General features: G+C 61.1%; 13 protein-coding genes. 5 read left to right on the plus strand and 8 right to left on the minus strand.

The genetic code is table 11. From position 1 onward, the window contains the following. Nucleotides 1–490: 490 nt before the first annotated feature. From acnB to CWI66_RS06265, 3 genes are all read left to right on the plus strand, one after another. Entirely contained in the window at nt 491–3,094 is a 2,604-nt protein-coding gene (gene acnB, locus CWI66_RS06255) for a bifunctional aconitate hydratase 2/2-methylisocitrate dehydratase (RefSeq protein WP_100731220.1), read from the plus strand. A 143-nt stretch (nt 3,095–3,237) separates the two neighbouring features. Then, on the plus strand, nt 3,238–3,732 hold the full coding sequence (rraA, locus tag CWI66_RS06260) for a ribonuclease E activity regulator RraA (RefSeq protein WP_081193057.1): 495 nt from the start codon (nt 3,238–3,240) through the stop codon (nt 3,730–3,732). 87 nt (nt 3,733–3,819) lie between these two features. Then, nucleotides 3,820–5,703, plus strand: a complete 1,884-nt coding sequence (locus CWI66_RS06265) for a glycerophosphodiester phosphodiesterase family protein (RefSeq protein WP_446718682.1) — start codon at nt 3,820–3,822, stop codon at nt 5,701–5,703. 21 nt (nt 5,704–5,724) lie between these two features. Here CWI66_RS06265 and ggt read toward each other — a convergent pair whose 3' ends face one another. Further along, the gene (ggt, locus tag CWI66_RS06270; protein WP_100731222.1) at nt 5,725–7,512 is read right to left on the minus strand and encodes a gamma-glutamyltransferase; all 1,788 of its coding nucleotides are present in this window, start codon (nt 7,510–7,512) and stop codon (nt 5,725–5,727) included. A gap of 180 nt (nt 7,513–7,692) precedes the next feature. After that, nucleotides 7,693–10,077 (minus strand): phosphoenolpyruvate synthase, encoded by a 2,385-nt coding sequence (gene ppsA / locus CWI66_RS06275; RefSeq protein ID WP_100731223.1) that lies wholly within the window; start codon nt 10,075–10,077, stop codon nt 7,693–7,695. A gap of 314 nt (nt 10,078–10,391) precedes the next feature. Here ppsA and ppsR point away from each other — a divergent pair, with 314 nt between their 5' ends. Further along, nucleotides 10,392–11,225 (plus strand): posphoenolpyruvate synthetase regulatory kinase/phosphorylase PpsR, encoded by an 834-nt coding sequence (gene ppsR, locus CWI66_RS06280; protein ID WP_016913992.1) that lies wholly within the window; start codon nt 10,392–10,394, stop codon nt 11,223–11,225. Nucleotides 11,226–11,234: 9 nt separating this feature from the next. On the opposite strand, the gene CWI66_RS06285 is transcribed toward ppsR, so the two are convergent. The 4 genes from CWI66_RS06285 to CWI66_RS06300 all read right to left on the minus strand — a co-directional run bounded on the left by CWI66_RS06285 (nt 11,235) and on the right by CWI66_RS06300 (nt 14,119). Then, nucleotides 11,235–11,813, minus strand: coding sequence for a hypoxanthine-guanine phosphoribosyltransferase (locus CWI66_RS06285; RefSeq protein ID WP_016913993.1), 579 nt, complete (start codon nt 11,811–11,813; stop codon nt 11,235–11,237). 30 nt (nt 11,814–11,843) lie between these two features. Then, nucleotides 11,844–12,863: a beta-N-acetylhexosaminidase gene (gene nagZ, locus CWI66_RS06290; RefSeq protein ID WP_100731224.1), complete on the minus strand. Its 1,020-nt coding sequence runs from the start codon at nt 12,861–12,863 to the stop codon at nt 11,844–11,846. 76 nt (nt 12,864–12,939) lie between these two features. Then, nucleotides 12,940–13,455 carry a L,D-transpeptidase gene (locus CWI66_RS06295; protein ID WP_026001706.1) on the minus strand — a complete coding sequence of 172 codons (516 nt, stop codon included), beginning with the start codon at nt 13,453–13,455 and terminating at the stop codon, nt 12,940–12,942. Next, on the minus strand, nt 13,433–14,119 hold the full coding sequence (locus tag CWI66_RS06300) for a TetR/AcrR family transcriptional regulator (RefSeq protein WP_016913996.1): 687 nt from the start codon (nt 14,117–14,119) through the stop codon (nt 13,433–13,435). Before CWI66_RS06300 ends, CWI66_RS06295 begins: the two co-directional genes overlap by 23 nt. A 224-nt stretch (nt 14,120–14,343) precedes the next feature. Between CWI66_RS06300 and lexA the strand changes: the two genes are divergently transcribed. Next, a complete protein-coding gene (gene lexA / locus CWI66_RS06305) occupies nt 14,344–15,021 on the plus strand; it encodes a transcriptional repressor LexA (RefSeq protein ID WP_016913997.1) in 678 nt (225 codons plus the stop codon). Nucleotides 15,022–15,033: 12 nt separating this feature from the next. Here lexA and CWI66_RS06310 read toward each other — a convergent pair whose 3' ends face one another. Next, nucleotides 15,034–15,705, minus strand: coding sequence for an energy-coupling factor ABC transporter permease (locus tag CWI66_RS06310; RefSeq protein WP_016913998.1), 672 nt, complete (start codon nt 15,703–15,705; stop codon nt 15,034–15,036). Nucleotides 15,706–15,728: 23 nt separating this feature from the next. Beyond that, nucleotides 15,729–16,583 (minus strand): formyltetrahydrofolate deformylase, encoded by an 855-nt coding sequence (gene purU / locus CWI66_RS06315; protein WP_016913999.1) that lies wholly within the window; start codon nt 16,581–16,583, stop codon nt 15,729–15,731. Nucleotides 16,584–16,689: the final 106 nt, after the last annotated feature.

Raw genomic sequence — 16,689 nt, forward strand, 5'->3', positions numbered from 1 at the left:
TAAACGCCAATGGCGTCCGTTCCCTGATTGGATCGAGGATGAACAAACCTATCTGCCAGCCTCGCTTAAAAATGCGTCAACGCTAATGTATAGCAAGCCTGAATCACGCTCCACACGGGAATCACGCTTGCCGAGGCTACCCAGCTCTAAAGGCCAGCACTCGCTTGGCAGTCATGGTAACGCGGCATCACGATAATCACACCAGCCGTCACCTAAAAACACGCCTATCGGTAAAAATCTTTCACGTTTACGGCACATTAATCAAAAAAACCGCCCTCAGGAAAGCGGCTTTCAACATCTCAACACAAAGTACAAGTAGGCATCCCGCCTGACTTCTTAACATTGTCGACAGTTTCCCGTAGAATCCGAGCCATCCACCAGACGCTGATTCTCAAGCGTATGTCATGTGATCGAAGGATGTCCTTGTTACCGTGCAGGCGTCTTTTGCTACCACTGATGATCACTACCAAGAAGATGAGAGGGCCCCAACGTGCTTGAAGCTTACCGCCAACATGTCGAGGAACGCGCTGCAGAGGGCGTCCCAGCCAAGCCCCTGACCGCCGAACAAGTCGCCGACCTGATCGAGCTGCTGAAGAACCCGCCGGCCGGAGAAGAAGAGTTCATTCTGGACTTGATCACCAACCGGGTACCGCCGGGCGTCGACGAAGCCGCCTATGTCAAAGCGGGCTTCCTGACCGCGTTGGCCAAAGGCGAAGCGTCCTCGCCGCTGATCGACAAGGTCCATGCCGTCAAACTGCTGGGCACCATGCAGGGCGGCTATAACATCGTCTCCATGGTAGAGCTGCTCGATAACGAAGAGCTGGCCCGTGAAGCGGGTGAGCAACTCAAGCACACCCTGCTGATGTTCGATGCTTTCCATGACGTGGAAGAGCGCGCCAAGAATGGCAACGCCGTCGCCAAGGACGTCATGCAGTCCTGGGCCGACGCCGAGTGGTTCCTTTCCAAGCCTGCGCTGGAAGAGAAAATCACCCTGACCGTCTTCAAGGTCCCGGGTGAAACCAATACCGACGACCTGTCGCCCGCGCCGGATGCCTGGTCGCGCCCGGACATCCCGCTGCACGCCAACGCCATGCTCAAGAACGAGCGTGACGGTATCGAGCCTGAAGTACCCGGCACCACTGGCCCGCTCAAGCAAATCGAAGCCGTCAAAGCCAAGGGCCATCCGGTGGCTTACGTGGGCGACGTAGTCGGCACAGGCTCTTCGCGCAAATCAGCCACTAACTCGGTGCTGTGGTTCTTCGGTGACGACATCCCTTACGTGCCCAACAAGCGCGGCGGAGGTTTCTGCTTTGGCGGCAAGATTGCCCCGATCTTCTTCAACACCATGGAAGATTCAGGCGCCCTGCCGGTAGAGATGGATGTTTCCAGGCTGGAAATGGGCGATGTCATCGACATCTATCCCTATGAAGGCAAAGTGTGCAAGCACGGCACCGATGAAGTGCTCTCCACCTTCGAGCTGAAAACACAGCTGATTCTCGATGAAGTGCGTGCAGGCGGTCGTATTCCGCTGATCATCGGCCGTGGCCTGACCGGCAAGGCGCGCGAGTCCCTGGGCTTGGCGCCGTCAGACGTTTTCCGTCTGCCGGACCAGCCTGCCGATACCGGCAAAGGCTTCACGCTGGCACAGAAGATGGTCGGCAAAGCCTGCGGCCTGAACGGCGTGCGCCCCGGCATGTACTGCGAGCCGAAGATGTCTACCGTCGGCTCCCAGGACACCACTGGCCCAATGACCCGTGACGAGCTGAAAGACCTGGCCTGTCTGGGCTTCCAGGCCGACCTGGTCATGCAGTCCTTCTGCCACACGGCTGCCTATCCCAAGCCGGTGGACGTGGACACGCACCACACCCTGCCCGACTTCATCATGAACCGCGGCGGTGTTTCACTGCGCCCCGGCGACGGTATCATCCACAGTTGGCTGAACCGCATGCTGCTGCCGGACACGGTCGGCACCGGCGGTGACTCCCACACCCGCTTCCCGCTCGGTATCTCCTTCCCGGCAGGTTCTGGTCTGGTTGCCTTTGCTGCTGCCACTGGCGTCATGCCGCTGGATATGCCCGAGTCCGTTCTGGTGCGTTTCAAGGGTGAGCGTCAGCCTGGCGTCACGCTGCGCGACCTGGTTCACGCCATTCCTCTCTACGCCATCAAGCAGGGTCTGCTGACGGTCGAGAAATCCGGCAAGAAAAATGCCTTCTCCGGCCGCGTGCTGGAAATCGAAGGCCTCGAAGACCTCACCGTCGAGCAAGCCTTCGAACTCTCCGATGCCTCGGCCGAGCGTAGTGCGGCTGGCTGTACCATCACGCTGTCCGAAGAGAGCGTGACCGAGTACCTGAAGTCCAACATCACGCTGCTGAAGTGGATGATTGCCAACGGCTACGGCGACGAGCGTACCATCAGCCGTCGTATCGAAGGGATGGAAGCCTGGCTGGCCAACCCGTCACTGATGCGTGCGGATAAAGATGCCGAGTACGCCGAAGTCATCGAGATCGACCTCAGCGAGATCAAGGAACCGGTACTCTGCGCTCCCAACGATCCGGACGACGCTCGCCTGCTCTCCGACGTGGCTGGCGAGAAGATCGACGAAGTGTTTATCGGTTCGTGCATGACCAACATCGGTCACTTCCGTGCCGCCGGTAAACTGCTCGAGAAACAGCCTGCGGGTAGCCTGAAGACCCGCCTGTGGTTGGCGCCGCCAACCAAGATGGATCAGCACCAGCTGACCGAAGAGGGTTACTACGGCATCTACGGCCGTGCAGGCGCCCGCATGGAAATGCCGGGATGTTCACTGTGTATGGGTAACCAGGCGCGTGTGGCTGCCAAGAGCACCGTCGTGTCTACGTCTACACGTAACTTCCCGAACCGCCTGGGGGATGGCGCGAACGTCTACCTCGCTTCGGCGGAGCTGGCAGCGGTAGCCGCGGTGGAAGGCCGCCTGCCGACAGTCGCTGAGTACCAGCGCTACATGGGCGAATTTGACGCCCTGGCCGGCGAAATCTATCGTTACATGAACTTCCACGAAATCGAGGAGTATCAGAAAATCGCCTCGAACGTGATTCCAGTAGCGCAAGAGGCTTAAGCGCCAAGGCTACTGACCCATCGCCGATGCTCGCAACATCGCAGAGACGCCACGCGACTCTGAGCCGATGACCGAACGCCCCTTCCCTTGCAGGTTGGGGCGTTTTTATTACCCACAGTGTCATTCATGGACAGGAGACTCTCATGACGACCACACCTCACGTCGTGACCCCCGATTTGTGCGACCAGTACCCGGACGTCAAGGTGCTCGAGCCGATGTTTGCCAACTTTGGCGGCGTCGATAGCTTTTACGGGCCTATTCGTACCGTCAAATGCTTTGAAGACAACTCCATGGTCAAGCAGGCCGTCGCCGAACCCGGCGAAGGCGCCATTCTGGTGGTGGACGCAGGCGGCTCTCATCGCTGCGCCATGTTGGGCGACATGCTGGCTGAACAAGCCGCCAAAAACAGTTGGGCAGGCGTCATCATGTATGGCTGTGTGAGAGACGTAGACATTCTGGCCACCCTGCCACTGGGCGTGCAAGCGCTGGGCAGCCACCCTCGTCGCAGCGAAAAACATGGCGAAGGCCAGCGCGACGTGGCGGTAACCTTTGCAGGCGTCACGCTGCAGGTGGGTCAATGGCTTTACGCCGACAATAACGGCATCATCGTCGCCGAACAGCCGCTCAAGCTCTCTTGAACGCGCCGATCCCCTGCTAACCCGCCAGACTTGTCAGTGGTGGCAGATAGTGCCACCCTGATATTTCATTTTCATGCCACGGACACCATGCAGCCGCTCAAGCCACTGGGCTACGCCCTACTTCGCACCCTTCGTGACCACCTGCGCCCTCTGATTGCCTACCACCTGCTATTCACGCTGTTGGCATCGGCCGTGGTGTTGCCGCTGGTGGCCTGGGGCTCCCAGCGATTCATGGCCCAGCTCAACCGTACCGTGGTCACCAACGATGCCTTGCTGGCGCTACTGTTCAGCCCCCTCGGGCTGTTCACCCTGCTGGCGGGCCTTGCGGTCACTTTTTTGCTGATCTACTGGCAGCAAGCGGGCATGCTTCAAGTGGCCAGCAGGCCCAAGGACAACCACTACCGCTTGGCCCTGGAGGCCCTGTGGCTCAGCACTCGGCGGCTACCGGCACTGCTGCTGCTGGTGATCCTGCAGGTGGGCGCCCACCTGCTGCTGCTGGCCCCGTTCATGGCAGCCATCGCCTGGCTATACGATCTCTGGCTCAGCGGCCTGGACCCCTACTATCTACAGCGCGTACGCCCACCAGTACTGTGGTACTTCATCGCCTGCGCCTTACCGGTCGTGCTGCTGTGGATGAGCCTGGCGGCGTGGCTATATCTGCGCTGGCTACTGGCGCTGCCGCTGGTGGCGCTGGAGCACTGCCACCCCCTGCAGGCCTTGAAGCGCAGCGTGCACCTCACCCGTGGCTGGCACCGCTCCATTGGCGCGGCGGTGCTGCTGTTACTGCTCGTCATCATTGCCCTACCGATTGCCACCACCTGGCTCTACGATACCCTCGTCACGCCGCTGCTCTGGTGGCTTCCCGAGCACAGTGCCGTGCTGGTGCCCGCGATGCTGGCCTACCTGACCGGCTATGTCCTGATCACCCTGACCATCACGTTTCTGGGCATTACCACCCATGCGCTGCTGTCGGCCTGCCTTTACTTGCAGCTTGCCTATCGGGAGGCTCGGCCTGCCGCTCCCGAGAATTCACAAACAGGTCGATTGGCCTGGGCACTGGAAGTGTGTGTCTTGCTGATTGCTGCACTGCAAGCCTGGTGGATACTCAACAGCTTCGAAATACGCGATGACGTCGCCATCATCGCCCACCGGGGCAGCTCCATGGTGGCGCCTGAAAACACCCTGGCTGCCGTGCGCCAGGCACTGGAGGATGGTGCCGATGCCGTCGAGCTGGACGTGCGCCTCAGCGCCGACCAACAGGTCATGCTCTACCACGACCGCACGCTGGCCAGGCTCACGGGGGACCCCAGGGAGTTTGGCGAGCTGACCCGAGCCGAGCTGAGCGAGTTCGATGTGGGTAGCTGGTTTGGCGATGCCTTCCAGAACGAACGAATCGCCGGGCTGGACGAGACCCTGGCGCTGGTGAGAGGCCACGCCGCGCTGATGATCGACATGAAGCCGCTGCCAGGTCAGGAGGAAGCGTTGGCACAGGCGGTACTGGATGAGCTGGAGGCAGAAAACGATCGCCGCTATCGCTGCTGGGCCACCCAGCATGATGCATTGGATGGAATGGCTGCCTGCGGCTTCCCGAATACGCTGCTGGAAATGCGCATGGCCACCATGTCCCCCGCGCTGGTCAGCTTCATCAAGCAGCGGGCGCCCGAACTGAGGGTGACACTACTGGCGCAGCTGATACTTCCCGGCACGCTGGACCGCCGTCAATTCGATGCGCTGGGCTTACGGCATAACCGCATTACCCGTCAGGAGGTTCGCCTGGCGGCCCTCTACGGCTATGAAATCCACGCCTGGACGGTCAATGATCGGGCCAGAATGTCGGCGCTGATCGATCTTGGCGTAGACGCCATCATCACCGACTACCCTGACCGCTTGAGAGAACTGCTCGAAGACCGCCACGCCATGAGCGATGGCGGCCTGATGCTGGTGAAACTGCGCAACTGGCTACGTCAGTAGCACATCGCTGCGGTCGCGGGCTTACTCGCCCATGACCACGCCCTCACGACGCGGGTCGGCGCCACCAAACAGGGTGCCGTCTTCCAGTTTCATGATGGCCTGCAGGCCACTGGTCAATTCCCGCTCGCTCACCTGATGGCCGCGCTCACGCAGTGCGTCGGCGGTTTCCTCCGAGAACCGGCCCTCTTCCAGATAGACATCGCCCCCCAGGGTGATGGCATGGGGCAGGTCAAGCGCTTCCTGGGCATCGAGCCCCCAGTCACGCATGGCCACCAGGCTTCTGGCCGTGTAATGAATGATCGCTGCACCACCTGGCGAGCCCAGGCTGGCCACCAGCTCGCCGCTCTCCAGATCGAACACCAGCGTTGGGCTCATGCTCGAACGGGGACGCTTGCCAGGCTCCACCCGGTTGGCCACCGGGCGGCCGTCGCTTTCCGGCTCGAAGGCGAAATCGGTCAGCTCGTTATTGAGCAGATAGCCCCCTGCCAGCCCCGTGCCGCCGTCTGCCAGGATACGTGAGCCGAAGGCTTGTTCGATGGTCGTGGTCATGGCCAGCGCATTTCCATCGCCGTCCACGATGCTGATGTGGCTGGTGCCATACTCGGGCTGTTCGGGCTGGCTGGCAAAGCTCACCTCCAGCTCACCGGGATTGCCAGGCTCGACGCTATCGCCCAGCGACTCCTCGCCCATTAAACGGCTGCGCTGATTGAGATACTCCGGGGCCAGCATCGTAAGCCAGTCGCCTCCCGGTGCCTCGACAAAATCAGGATCGCCGATGTAGCGGCCCCGGTCGGCAAAGGCCAGCCGAGATGCTTCGAGGAACTGATGCAGCCAGCCGCTGCTGGGCACACCGTTATCCAGCGGCGCTTCGATCAACGGCTGCTGATCGAGAATACCGAGGATTTGCATGACGGTGATATGGCCCGACGACGGCGGCGGGAAGCCGCACACTTCCCACTCCTGCCAGGGCGTACAGATCGGCTCGCGCTCCACCGGCTCGTAGCCGCTCAGGTCCTCCAGGCTCATCTCGCCCGGACGCTGCGGATGGGACTGCACTCGGGCCACCAGGTCTTCGGCGATCTCACCTTCATGGAAGGCACTGCTGCCCTCTTCCGCCACTCGCCGCAAAATAGCGGCCAGCGCGGGGTTGGTCAAGGTGTCGCCCACGGCCAGCGGCTCGCCTGCTTCATCGTAGTAGAACGCTCGGGCCAGCGGGTCCTCGCGCAGCGCCGTGTCGTTGGCCAGGCTGGTATGCAGCCGGTGGCTGACGGCAAAGCCCTCTTCCGCCAGCGTAATGGCAGGGGTAAAAAGCTCTCGCCAGGCGAGTTGACCATGTTCGGCGTGGGCCTGCTCCAGCATGCGCAGCACCCCCGGCACCCCCACAGAGAGACCGCTGGCCACCGCGTCCATGAACGGTAGCGGCTCGCCATCTTCCATGAACAGCTCACCGGTGGCCGCCGACGGTGCAGTCTCGCGACCATCGAAGGCCTGCACATTGCTGCCATCGTAGTGCATCAAGAAGGCACCGCCGCCGATCCCACTGGACTGCGGCTCTACCAGGGTCAGCACCATTTGTACGGCCACGGCGGCGTCGATGGCGTTACCGCCGGCCTTGAGCACTTGATACCCCGCGTCAGTGGCCAGCGGGTTCGCCGCAGCAACGGCAAAGGATTCCACGGCCCAACCGGGCTTCTCCTCATACCCTGAGCCTACTTCCGGTGACATCTCGGGAGCCTGGTAGCTAAAGCCCCAGCTCACCATGGGAACGAGTAGTAAGCCCGTCAGGGGGATTGCCCGTTTAGGCAGCATAGTCTTTCTCCTTTTCAGCAGGGTGCAGGCAGATATCGCGTAGGGCCACGGGGGCGGCGTCATCCAGAGCGGTGTCATCCAGAGCGGTGTCATCCAAAACAAAGCGTAGCCTATAAAACCCGTGCGCCCGGCACAATGGCCGGGCGCAAATCGAACAGCAGGCTAACTAACCCATGGATGTCAGGCGATACTCTCTCCTGCCAGCATGAACCAGGTTTCGAGAACCGCGTCCGGGTTCAATGACACCGAGTCGATCCCTTGCTCCATGAGCCACTTGGCGAGGTCCGGGTGATCCGAAGGCCCCTGGCCGCAAATCCCCACGTACTTGCCTTGCGCCTTGCACGCCTGAATGGCCATGGCCAGCAGCTTTTTGACCGCTGGGTTACGCTCATCGAACAGGTGGGCCACGATGCCCGAGTCGCGATCCAGCCCCAGGGTCAATTGCGTCAGATCGTTGGAGCCAATCGAGAAACCGTCGAAGTACTCGAGAAACTCATCGGCCAGCAGCGCATTGGCAGGCAGCTCGCACATCATGATGATCTTGAGGCCGTCAGGGTCGCTGCTGCCACCGCGCTTCAGGCCGTTGGCGGCCAGCAGCTCGACCACTTCCCGGGCTTCATCCGTAGTGCGTACGAAAGGCACCATGATCTCGACATTGGTGAAGCCCATCTCTTCACGCACGCGCTTCAGCGCCCGACACTCCAGCTCGAAACAGGGCCGGAAGGCATCGGAAATGTAGCGAGAAGCGCCACGGAAGCCCAGCATGGGGTTCTCTTCACCTGGCTCGTACAGCTTGCCGCCTATCAGGTTCTCGTATTCGTTGGATTTGAAATCCGAGAGGCGGACGATCACCCGCTGCGGATGAAACGCCGCCGCCAAGGTGGAAATCCCCTCCACCAGCTTGTCGACGTAGAAACTGACCGGGTCGGCGTACCCTGCCGTACGCAAATCGATGACCTGCTGAAGGTCAACCGGCAGCGTTTGATAATCCAGCAGCGCCTTGGGATGCACACCAATCATGCGGTTGATGATGAACTCCAGGCGCGCCAGCCCCACGCCCGCGTGGGGAAGGCTGGCAAAACCAAAGGCACGGTCCGGATTGCCCACGTTCATCATGATCTTGAAGGGAATCTCCGGCATGGCATCGACGCTGGAGACGTTGCAATCGAAGGCCAGCAGGCCTTCATACACATGGCCGGTATCACCCTCGGCACAGGAGACCGTCACGTCGCTGCCTTCCTGCAGCTGCGTGGTGGCATCTCCACAGCCCACCACCGCGGGAATGCCCAGCTCACGGGCAATGATCGCCGCATGACAGGTACGCCCGCCTCGGTTGGTGACGATGGCCGATGCCCGCTTCATGATCGGCTCCCAGTCGGGGTCGGTCATGTCGGTAACCAGGATGTCGCCCTCTTGAATCTTGTCCATCTCGTCAGGACTGAGCACGATCTTGACCGCACCACGGCCAATGCGTTGTCCGATGGCCCGGCCAGTGATCAGCGTGCGGCCCTTTTCACGCAGCTGGAAGCGCTCCAGCTTGCCGCCCTCCTGCTGGGAAACGACGGTCTCAGGACGTGCCTGCACGATGTACAGCTGGCCGTCATCGCCATCCAGAGCCCACTCGATATCCATGGGCCGCTGGTAATGCTGCTCGATGGTGACCGCCTGACGGGCGAGGTCCATGATCTGCTCGTCGTCGATACAAAACCGCCCGCGATCCTTGTAAGGCACGTCAACGGTTTCCACGGAACGACCTGCGCTGGCATCCTTGCCGTACACCATCTTGATCAGCTTCGACCCCAGGGTACGACGCAGCACGGCGGGGCGCCCAGCGGCCAGCGTGGGCTTGTGCACATAGAACTCGTCAGGGTTGACCGCGCCTTGCACCACGGTCTCGCCCAACCCCCAGGAAGCGGTGACGAACACCGCGTCCCGGTAGCCGGACTCGGTATCCAGGGTAAACATGACCCCAGACGCACCGGTTTCGGAGCGCACCATTTTCTGCACCCCGGCGGACAGGGCGACGTTTTCGTGGGCATAGCCCCGATGCACGCGGTAGGAAATCGCACGATCATTGAACAGCGAAGCAAAGACCTCGTGGACCGCGTGCTTGATGTTGGCCAGGCCTTCGATATTGAGGAAGGTTTCCTGCTGACCGGCGAACGATGCATCCGGCAGGTCTTCCGCCGTGGCGGAGCTGCGTACCGCGACCTTCAGGCCGGGGTGTTTTGCCTGCAACTGCTGGTACGCCTGCTCGAGTGCCGCTTCGAAGCTGGGCGGCAACGGCGTCTCGATGATCCACCGGCGAATACGCTTGCCAGCCTCGGCCAGCGCCTTGACGTCGTCGACGTCGAGCCGTGCCAGGGTGTCGTTGATACGGTCGTTGAGGCCTTCGTGGGAGAGAAACTCGCGGTATGCATGGGCCGTAGTGGCGAAACCGCCGGGCACCGTGACACCCACACCGGCCAGATTGGAGATCATTTCGCCAAGCGAGGCGTTCTTACCACCCACGCGTTCGACGTCCGCCATACCCAGCTGATCGAACCACAGAATGTACTCTTCCACGCAACCCCCTCACTCAGACATTGATGCAACCGTTGGGACGACACCCATTCACGCTGCCACCCTAGCATCGCGGCCCCCTATTCGCCATTGGTCTAACAGCGCAGGGAGTGGAGGATTTTTACAACAACGGCCGGAAACACGGCGTTTATGTAGTCAGGCAGGATGCCGACCTGTTTGCGCAAGCCCAATCGCAAGTACTCTGCACACGCAAACCCTCCACACGAAAACCCTGCACATGAAAACGTTGTACTGCCATGGCGCACGGCACACAATGAGCGCTCGTAAATCAGTTGGATGGGGATGGCGGACAGACTATGAAACGAACAGCCTTTTTTATTTCCGATGGCACGGGGATCACGGCAGAAAGCCTGGGGCGCAGCCTGTTGGCGCAGTTCAGCGACGTGGACATCAACATGATCACCAAGCCCTACATCGACACGTTGGAAAAGGCTCAGGCCGTCGCCGAGATCATCGAGTCCACCGCGATGCGCGACGGTGTTCGCCCCATCATCATCGACACCATCGTCGACCAGCAGATCCGCAACGTCATCCGCCAGGCCTCCGGCTTCAAGGTCGATATCTTCTCGACGTTTCTGGAACCGCTGGAACAGGAGCTGGGCACGCACTCTTCCTACAGCGTCGGGCGCACTCACTCCATAGGCAGCGACGATGTGTACATGGATCGTATCCACTCGGTGCATTTCGCACTGGATAACGATGACGGTGCCCGCACCCATCAATACGACAAGGCCGACATCATTCTGGTAGGGGTATCCCGCTGCGGTAAAACGCCGACGTCCTTGTACCTGGCACTTCAATTCGGCATTCGCGCGGCCAACTATCCGCTGACCGAGGACGACCTGGATGAAGATGGTCACTTGAAGCTGCCGAAAGCGCTGGCACCGCACCGGCACAAGCTGTTCGGCCTGACCATCGATGCCCGCCGACTAGCGGCCATTCGCAACGAGCGTCGCCCCAACAGCCGCTACAGCTCCATGGACCAGTGTCTGCAGGAAGTCGAGCAGGCCGAATCGCTCTACCGCAGCATGAACATTCCTTTCATCGACACCACGCGCTTCTCCGTGGAAGAGATCTCCACCCGCATGATTGCCGAAACCGGCCTGGCAAGACGCTTCTCGCCTCGCTAGGCCAATGCCTTACATGCCCTTGGGTGCAAAAATCCCCGGGGCATTTCGCCAGTAGCCCTTGTAGTCCATACCGAAACCGAAGACGTAGCGGTCGGCGACTTCCAGGCTGCAGTAGTCGGCCTTGAGACCGGGCACTGCCTTGCGGTCGTGCTGCTTGTCCACCAGCACGGCGGTGGTCACGCTGGCGGCCTGGGCCTCCTTGCAGTACGCCAGGATGGCCGCCAGGGTGGCGCCTTCATCGAGAATATCGTCGACGATCACCACATGCCGACCCGCCATGGGGATTTCCGGCGAGACCCGCCAGAACAGCTCGCCGCCGCGCAGCTCATTGCGGTAGCGAGTCGCGTGCAGGTAGTCCACTTCCAGGGGAAAGCCCAGCCGCGTCAGCAGATGACCGGTGGTGATCAAACCACCGTTCATGACGCAGTAGAAGACCGGCAACTTATCGCCCAGGTCGCGGGTGATCTCTTCTGCCATGCGGTCAAGGGCACGCTCGACCTGCTCCTGTGAAATCAAACAGTCGGCGTTGTCCATCAACTCGCGCATGGAGTCCAGCGACTCCAGCGCCTCTTTATCCAATTTGGACATCGAGCCTCTCCAAAACAGTCTATGGGTCAATTAGCTGGCGTCAGCCACCAGCGCTTCCAGCCTGGCGTGGGTCTTGCGCCAACGGCCCAGCGCGGCCAGTGCTTCCAGCTGCGGCCGCGCCCGGCCATAACGCAGCTTGGCGGGTCGCTTGTTGAATACGTCATGACAGGCCTGCACCACTTCCAGCGCCGCCTCACGGTCGTTGCAGATCAGCAGCATGTCGCAGCCCGCCGTCAGGGCAGCCTTGGCGCGCTCGGCGGGGCCACCCGCCTCGTGGGCGCCGGCCATACTCAGGTCATCCGAGAAGATGCAGCCTTTGAAGCCCAGCGATTCACGCAGCATGCCTAGCCAGCTGGGGGAAAAGCCCGCTGGGCGGGAATCGAAGGCAGAGTAGACGATATGGGCGGGCATGACGCCGTTGAGCAGCGTGGCAAGCTGACTGAAGGGCACCAGGTCGCGCTCCTTGATGGCCGAGAGCGGACGTTCATCCACCGGCAGTGCGGTGTGCGAATCAGCCCCCACGCCGCCATGACCGGGAAAATGCTTACCCACGGCCGCCATTCCTGCTTCGTGCAACCCGTGCACGAAGGCCTGCCCCAGCAAGGCAACGTGCTGTGGGTCTCGGCTGAAGCTGCGGTCGCCAATCACACTGGAAATACCGCTATCCACATCCAGTACTGGAGCAAAGCTGATGTCCAGGCCGCAGGCGGCCATCTCCATGCCCAGCAGCCAGCCGGCATCCTTGGCCAGCGTCAGCCCCACTGCCTGATCCTCGTCGAAGACATCGCCAATGCGTGCCATCGGCGGCATGCGCGTCACGCCTTGCCGGATACGCTGAACCCGCCCACCTTCCTGATCGATGGCCAACAGCAGGTCACCTCGCACCCCGCGGATGCTGTCGCACAGTTCGCGCACTTGGGTGGCGCTTTCCACATTACGGGCAAACAGAATGACACCGCCGACCGCAGGATTCTTCAGCAGGCGCTTGTCTTCCTTGCTCAGAGTCTGGCCTTCCAGGTCGAGCATGACCGGGCCTAAGGGTTGAGTCATCGTACTGGATCCAGGAAAAAGGGCGTCATTCTAGACCACCCGTGTGAGCTTTCAAAATGAGCAACACCATGTCACTTCAATGCAGCCATACCGGCGTGCCAGGCGGCGCCTGCTGAAACAGCCAGAGCAGGTCGGCATTGCGCAGTCGCACGCAGCCATGGGAAACGGCAACGCCCATGGGCTGGTCAGGGGGAGTACCATGCAGGTAGATGTAGCGACGCTGGGAATCGACACGGCCACCGCGATTGATACCGCGCTCCAGGCCACACAGCCACAGTATGCGGGTCAAGATCCAGTCGCGCTCGGGGAAGTCGGCTGCCAAACCGGCAGAGTAGATTTCTCCGGTCCAGCGACGACCACGAAAGACCGCATCCTCAGGCAGCCCATCGCCAATGGCTGCCCGCACGTAGTGCCAGCCCAGTGGCGTACGGCCACTGCCTTCTTCTTGCCCCACACCGGCCTTGCCCGTGGAAACGGCGCATTCGTGCTTTAGCTCACTCCCCTGCCACCAGCGCAGGCGTTGGGCCTGGGTGTCGATTTCCATCCAGCCACCTTCAACGGGCGGCAGGTCAGCCAATCTGGGCGTTTGCATGAAGCTTCTCATCCACGGTTGCTGCAGGCAACGGCATTGGCGCGCTCATGGCGGCCACCACGACGGGACGCAGACGCCGGATCAAGTCGCGCACCGTTACCTGCTCCTGATAATCCTTGGCAGCAATATCACGCAGCGCATCCAGCCCCGACAGCGTAAAGATCACCGTGCCCAGCATGAAGTGTAGCCGCCAGAAGCGCTCTGCATCCGGCAGCTCGGGGGTCGCCCGGCGCACCAGCTCGGTGAAGCGCGTAAAAACATCGCCATACTGCTGCTGGATGTAGCGCCGCAAGTGCCCTTGCGCCTGGCTGTAGGCCAGCCCCAGCAGCCGCATGAACACTTTCAGGCTGTGGCGCTCGGCAGGCACGGTCAGTACCGTGGTGGCCATGGTTTCCAGCAGCACTTCCAGCGGAATGGGCTGGCCTTCATAGCGCGCTTCCAGCTCATCCAGGGCGGTGTGGAAGCGCTCGGAGAACGGGTCCAGGTAGCGGGCAAACACCGCCTGTATCAGCGCTTTCTTCGACCCGAAGTGATAATTAACGGCGGCAAGGTTGACCCGCGCCTTGCTGGTGATATTGCGCAGTGACGTCTCGGCAAAACCCCGCTCTGCAAAGAGCACTTCTGCCGTATCCAAAATACGTGTGACCGTATCCGACTGGGCCATAGCGCCCTCCCAAAACAGGTGTTTAAAACATGGCGGTTGCGTTGGCGAATAGTATGCCATTCTCCCTGATGGCTCAAACGATAATCCCCTGTGTACCGCAGGTTGCGCTACCTGAGACGTATTGCAACTCATCATGTACTGGACAGAGCAACATACTGTATACTTAAACACATATTGATTTTACGGACATGTAGCGACTGTCTTTTCACTGTTAGGAGTCTGATATGTCACGCCCACTCACTGCACGCCAGCAGCATGTATATGATTTTATCGTGAAGACCATGGGCGAGCTTGGCTACCCCCCTACCCGCGCCGAAATCGCCAAGGCGTTGGGCTTTCGCTCACCCAACGCCGCCGAAGAGCATCTGCGCGCCCTGGAGCGCAAAGGCGCCATCCGCATCATCCGCAATACGTCCCGGGGCATACGCCTGCCCAACCAGGAGCCGCTCGACAACACGCCCCCGGCAGCCGAGCCCACCAGCGCCGCCAACGATGCCACGCCCAATGGGCTGCCGGTGATTGGTGAAGTTGCTGCGGGCAGCCCCATTCTGGCAGCGGAGCATATCGACCGTTACTGCCCGCTGCCGGCAGAGTACTTCACCCCCAAGGCCGACTACCTGCTGCGGGTACGCGGCCTGTCGATGAAAGACGTGGGTATCCTGGAAGGCGACTTGCTGGCCGTGCATCGTACCGACCGCGTGCGTGACGGTCAGATCGTCGTCGCGCGCCTGGAAGACGAGGTCACGGTCAAGCGTTTTAAACGCCAGGGGCATCACGTCACGCTGCTCGCCGAGAACGAAGACTTCGCCCCCATCGAAATCGACCTGAGAACTCAACAGCTGGATATCGAAGGCGTCGGGGTAGGCGTCATCCGAGGCGGCAACGGCCAGGCACTGGGCTAGACCGCCACCCACCTACTGCATATCGATATAGCGATGGTCGTTGAACGTGGCGACCCAGTGCGGGTGGTAGACCAGCAAGATACTCAGCAGCATGCCGGTGATGAAGGCTTCCGAGGGCATCAGCAAGGGTAGAAAGCGGGCATACTCCTGAGCCAGATAGATCGCTTCAGGGTCGGTGCCCGCCACCAGAATCAGCCCGACGGCCGCCAGCCCACCCCCTAGCGTCGCCAGCGCAGCACCGAAAAAACCGCAGGCAAACAGAAACACCATCAGGTTGTCCGGCAAGCGGCGATCCACGATACGCCATACCACCCCCGTGATCACGGCAGGCACCAGCCCCGTCACCAGCACGTTGGCCCCCAACAGTTCCCAGGCATTGCGCCCGATCAGCACCATCGCCACGTTGAGCAGCAGGTTGCTGATCAAGGCCAGGGGCACCTTGAACACCAGCGTCATCAACACCGTAAACACCAGATGCAGAGTCAACCAATCGACCGCCTGAGCCCGCAGCTGCCACATCAGCATCACGGCCAGCGTCGCGGCCATCCAGCGATGCTGCAAACCGGTATCTTCCAGCAGCGGCTGCCAGGGGCGCTGCCACAGCACCCACCCCAGAGCACATGCCGACACCAGCCAGGTAGCCAGCAGTGCCCAAGTGGCCAGCACGCTTTGTGCAAAGGACATGGCGCCCCTCCCCGGTGGGCGAGTTAGCTGAACACGACGGTCTTGTTACCGTGAATCAATACGCGGTCTTCCAGATGCCAGCGCAGGCCGCGGGCCAGCACGGCTTTTTCCACGTCACGGCCAAAGCGCACCAAATCGGTGGGTGTATGGCAGTGGCTGACCCGGTGAATATCCTGCTCGATGATGGGGCCAGCATCCAGCTCTTCGGTCACGTAGTGGCAAGTGGCACCGATCAGCTTGACACCCCGCTCATAGGCCTGGTGATAGGGCTTTGCCCCCGCAAAGGAAGGCAGGAAACTGTGATGAATATTGATGACGCGTCCGGCATAACGCTCGCACAGTGAAGGCGGCAGAATCTGCATGTACCGCGCCAGCACGACACAGTCAGCCCGGGCAGCATCGATCTGTGCCTGCACCTGCTCGAAAGCCGCCTGCTTGTTGGCCGGGTCCACCGGTACATGATGATAGGGAATGCCATACCACTCGGTGAGCGAGCGCATGTCGTCATGATTGGAGATGACGCCCACGATATCGCAATCCAGCTCGCCAGCCTGCCAGCGATACAGCAGGTCCACCAGGCAGTGGGATTCCCGGGAAACCATCAACACCACGCGGCGGCGCTTCTGGGTGTCTACCAGCGACCACTGCATGTCGAATTCGTCGGCGACGGGCTCGAATGCGGTGCGCAGCGCCTCGGCCGACATGCCCAGTGAATCGGCGAGAATTTCATAACGCATGAAAAAGCGCCCTGTTTCCAGATCGGAGTGCTGGCTGGCCTCGGTGATCGAGCCGCCCTGTTGGGCAATGAAGCTGGAAACACGCGCCACAATACCCACCTGATCCGGGCACGACACAACTAAACGGTAATAATGAGACATCAATGAACACTCTTGCGTATGTAACGGCACGTTCGCTGGGTAGGCGCCTGCTCGCGGGCAAGCCTCACCAGGCGCATTAGTGTAACGCAAGCGCCACGGCTAAGCA

It is taken from the genome of Halomonas sp. 141, from assembly GCF_002810305.1.
Taxonomy (GTDB): domain Bacteria; phylum Pseudomonadota; class Gammaproteobacteria; order Pseudomonadales; family Halomonadaceae; genus Vreelandella; species Vreelandella stevensii.

Bases quoted from the DNA above. Each gene is read 5' to 3' on its own strand.
- CWI66_RS06300 (WP_016913996.1), bottom strand. From the start codon at position 14,119: ATGGCCCAGTCGGATACGGTCACACGTATTTTGGATACGGCAGAAGTG.
- CWI66_RS06265 (WP_446718682.1), top strand. From the start codon at position 3,820: ATGCAGCCGCTCAAGCCACTGGGCTACGCCCTACTTCGCACCCTTCGT.
- CWI66_RS06295 (WP_026001706.1), bottom strand. From the start codon at position 13,455: ATGCAAACGCCCAGATTGGCTGACCTGCCGCCCGTTGAAGGTGGCTGG.
- nagZ (WP_100731224.1), bottom strand. From the start codon at position 12,863: ATGACTCAACCCTTAGGCCCGGTCATGCTCGACCTGGAAGGCCAGACT.
- ppsR (WP_016913992.1), top strand. From the start codon at position 10,392: ATGAAACGAACAGCCTTTTTTATTTCCGATGGCACGGGGATCACGGCA.
- lexA (WP_016913997.1), top strand. From the start codon at position 14,344: ATGTCACGCCCACTCACTGCACGCCAGCAGCATGTATATGATTTTATC.
- CWI66_RS06310 (WP_016913998.1), bottom strand. From the start codon at position 15,705: ATGTCCTTTGCACAAAGCGTGCTGGCCACTTGGGCACTGCTGGCTACC.
- purU (WP_016913999.1), bottom strand. From the start codon at position 16,583: ATGTCTCATTATTACCGTTTAGTTGTGTCGTGCCCGGATCAGGTGGGT.
- rraA (WP_081193057.1), top strand. From the start codon at position 3,238: ATGACGACCACACCTCACGTCGTGACCCCCGATTTGTGCGACCAGTAC.
- CWI66_RS06285 (WP_016913993.1), bottom strand. From the start codon at position 11,813: ATGTCCAAATTGGATAAAGAGGCGCTGGAGTCGCTGGACTCCATGCGC.
- ggt (WP_100731222.1), bottom strand. From the start codon at position 7,512: ATGCTGCCTAAACGGGCAATCCCCCTGACGGGCTTACTACTCGTTCCC.